Source organism: Bacillus sp. LR--39, assembly GCF_053613335.1.
In genome coordinates this window covers 1-2,747 of sequence record NZ_JBSIOT010000028.1, presented here as the reverse complement: position 1 = coordinate 2,747, position 2,747 = coordinate 1, and the positions used below count along the sequence as shown (strand labels likewise).

The following is a 2,747-nucleotide window of genomic DNA, read 5'->3' as shown; positions in this document are numbered from 1 at the left end:
GAAACTGTTGAGTGACAATAAAGTTCTTTCCTTACCAATAAAGTTGTTTACTAATCGGTTTGTTTTATTACAATAAAGTCGTTTGCTTTTACCATAAGGTTGATAAATCAACTGTTTGAACGCATAAAAGTAAACAACTATTTTTATGCATTTGGCGAAAATCTAAAAAATGGGGTTGCCAGCAAGATTTCTTCAGGAGGCTCTCTTGTGCTAAACAGCCAGGCCAAGTACCTTATTTCACGATAACGGTTGATCAATTCCAGCACTTCTCCGACTTTGTTTTCCTTCATCAATCTCTCGCTGAACAAAATGGCAGAGATTTGTCCCAAGTTTAAGCGTTGTTGTGATGTACTGTACAAATCATTTGCCGCCTCCGTAAACGAGGAACCTTCGCCTTTGCCCACCCAAACCGGGGGCTGCTCCGCTTTTTGCTGTCCCTCCAGCTTGGCCACTGTCGAGAAATCAAGCAATTGCACATACAAGGTGTATTGGCCATCGACATAGTCTATTCCAACAGCCGTAGCATAGTTCATGTTTTGCACTTCATATCTACTCCAGCAACCGGTAAGGGTGAGAAGAAGGAAAAGTGCAACCATACTTTTATATCTCCTCATTTATGCCTGTCCCCTTGCCTTGTAGAATCTCGTGTCTTCAACATGTCCGGTCGAGTGTTTCGCCATGGCCAAGGTAATCGAAACAAAGCGTTGGCCAAGTCTTTAAATGGAGGTGATATTGGGGCCAAGTAAGGCAAGCCGCATGAACGCAATGAGGCTAAATGGCTGAGCACAATAAATAATCCAAGAAAGAAGCCATAAATGCCAAGCGTGGCAGACAGAATAAAAAGAAAAAAGCGTAAGGTACTAATCGTTCCAGCCAATGATAGGCTCGATAAAGTTGAACCAAAGATTTGTGTAATTGCTCCGATGACAACGATACCTGGGGATAAGAATCCAGCACGAATGGCCGCATCCCCCAGGATAAGTCCTCCTACAACCGTTACCGTGGAGCCGACCGCAGAAGGCAATCGGATACCAGCTTCCCGCAGGATTTCTAAGAAGAGAAGTGCAATAAACATTTCAACTGCCACATCAAAAGGGATTCCCAACCGGTTAATCCCCAAAGTGGCAAGTAGATAATAGGGCAGCTGATCTTGATGATAGGAAAGAATGGCAACAAAAAATGCAGGAAGCAGTAGCGATACGGACAAGCCAAGTAAACGAAGCGTTTGACCAAATGTAGCTGCCAAAGCAGTAAAGTGGATATCTTCGGGTGCTTTCACAAGCAAAAATAAATTGGCAGGCGCAATCAACGCAGCTAATATAATTTAAACATTTTACACCACCTCGTACAAATAAAATATGATCGAAGAGTAACGGAGGTATAGGAATTCGTCTGAGATACATATAAAAATAGGTGATGATAGGCATTACATTTCATTGAATCAGATGATTTATTTTAAAGCTAAGAAATTTTCCAAATGCGAGACCATATGTATGAGCAGCAATTAATGTTCCATATTTTTCGTGGGTCAGGCAAACTCTTGTTCATCTAGACAGTAGGCTGATTGATTATTGATGCTTCTTTCTTAACAAAACACCTAAGTGATTCTCTGTGCATATACTGTATCATTACTACAGGATTATGATTAAATACAACTCAATCCATACATAAAATAATCAAGGAGAGGTTAATTTTGAAAATTCCAAAGACAGCCAAAGTTAGTATCCCCTTTCCATCCGTATGGGGGATTGATGCTTCTATTGCGGGGAGATCCATTATTAGAGGTATACTTACCATTGATTCCATTGTAGACAACAAAGTAGTAGGTACAGTTAATTTTCGTGGTATACCTATTCCGATTAATGGGTATTGGGACGAAAGCGCTAAACAAATAAGTTTCGATTCACCATATGCCTCCTTTTTTGGCAACTTGACAATAATTGATGAGACCGCTATAAGCATTCGGCATTTCATTTTAAGTGGACGGTTTATAATGAAACCTCCCTCTTTGTTGGCTGGTGAATACGGAAATTGGATTGCTACAACCTTTACAACCCGTTTGGGACCTCCCATATATACTAATGTTTTACCACCTGTTGGTGCCTTTTCAGTCTCAAGTATGCTCTTGGGACAGACACGGCTGGTTACACAGACCAAATATTCGGACTGACCCATTTATTAGGATTTAAATTTGCTCCAAGAATACGAGATTTATCAGACTCGAAATTATTTACAATAGATAAGGCAAGTGAGTATCCAAAATTAGAAGTCATTTTACGTGGACAAATAAATACAAAGGTCATTAAAGAGAATTATGAGGATGTTTTGCGATTAGCTCATTCTATAAGGGAAGGAACAGTTTCAGCATCCCTTATTATGGGGAAATTAGGTTCTTATTCAAGACAAAACAGCTTGGCTACAGCCTTACGTGAGATGGGCCGAATAGAAAAAACGATCTTTATTTTGAATTATATTTCGGATGAATCATGAAGAAGAAAAATACAAAAAGGATTGAATAAAGGAGAAGCCATGAATGGACTGGCAAGAGCTATTTTCTTCGGAAAACAAGGAGAGCTTAGGGAACGAACCATACAGCATCAATTGCAAAGAGCCAGTGCCTTAAACATCATTATCAATGCCATCAGTATCTGGAATACTTTACATCTAACAAAGGCAGTTGAATATCAAAAACGGTCAGGTAGTTTTAATGAAGAATTATTGCACCATATGTCACCTCTAGGTTGGGA

At 39.8% G+C, this 2,747-nt stretch carries 3 protein-coding genes and 1 pseudogene; 2 read left to right on the top strand and 2 right to left on the bottom strand.

The features are described from left to right. Positions 1 to 143 precede the first annotated feature (143 nt). Positions 144 to 596 carry a Ger(x)C family spore germination protein gene (locus ACWHAR_RS19725; RefSeq protein WP_000226102.1) on the bottom strand — a complete coding sequence of 151 codons (453 nt, stop codon included), beginning with the start codon at positions 594 to 596 and terminating at the stop codon, positions 144 to 146. A 14-nt stretch (positions 597 to 610) separates the two neighbouring features. Further along, positions 611 to 1,309: a spore germination protein gene (locus ACWHAR_RS19720; RefSeq protein WP_242304556.1), complete on the bottom strand. Its 699-nt coding sequence runs from the start codon at positions 1,307 to 1,309 to the stop codon at positions 611 to 613. 384 nt (positions 1,310 to 1,693) lie between these two features. Here ACWHAR_RS19720 and ACWHAR_RS19715 point away from each other — a divergent pair, with 384 nt between their 5' ends. After that, positions 1,694 to 2,170, top strand: a complete 477-nt coding sequence (locus tag ACWHAR_RS19715; protein WP_017697718.1) for a hypothetical protein — start codon at positions 1,694 to 1,696, stop codon at positions 2,168 to 2,170. Next, a pseudogene (locus ACWHAR_RS19710) lies at positions 2,131 to 2,747 on the top strand (Tn3 family transposase); the annotation flags it as partial. The gene ACWHAR_RS19715 and the pseudogene ACWHAR_RS19710, both read left to right, overlap by 40 nt.

Coding starts and splice junctions, on each gene's coding strand:
- ACWHAR_RS19725 (WP_000226102.1), bottom strand. CDS start 596: ATGGTTGCACTTTTCCTTCTTCTCACCCTTACCGGTTGCTGGAGTAGA.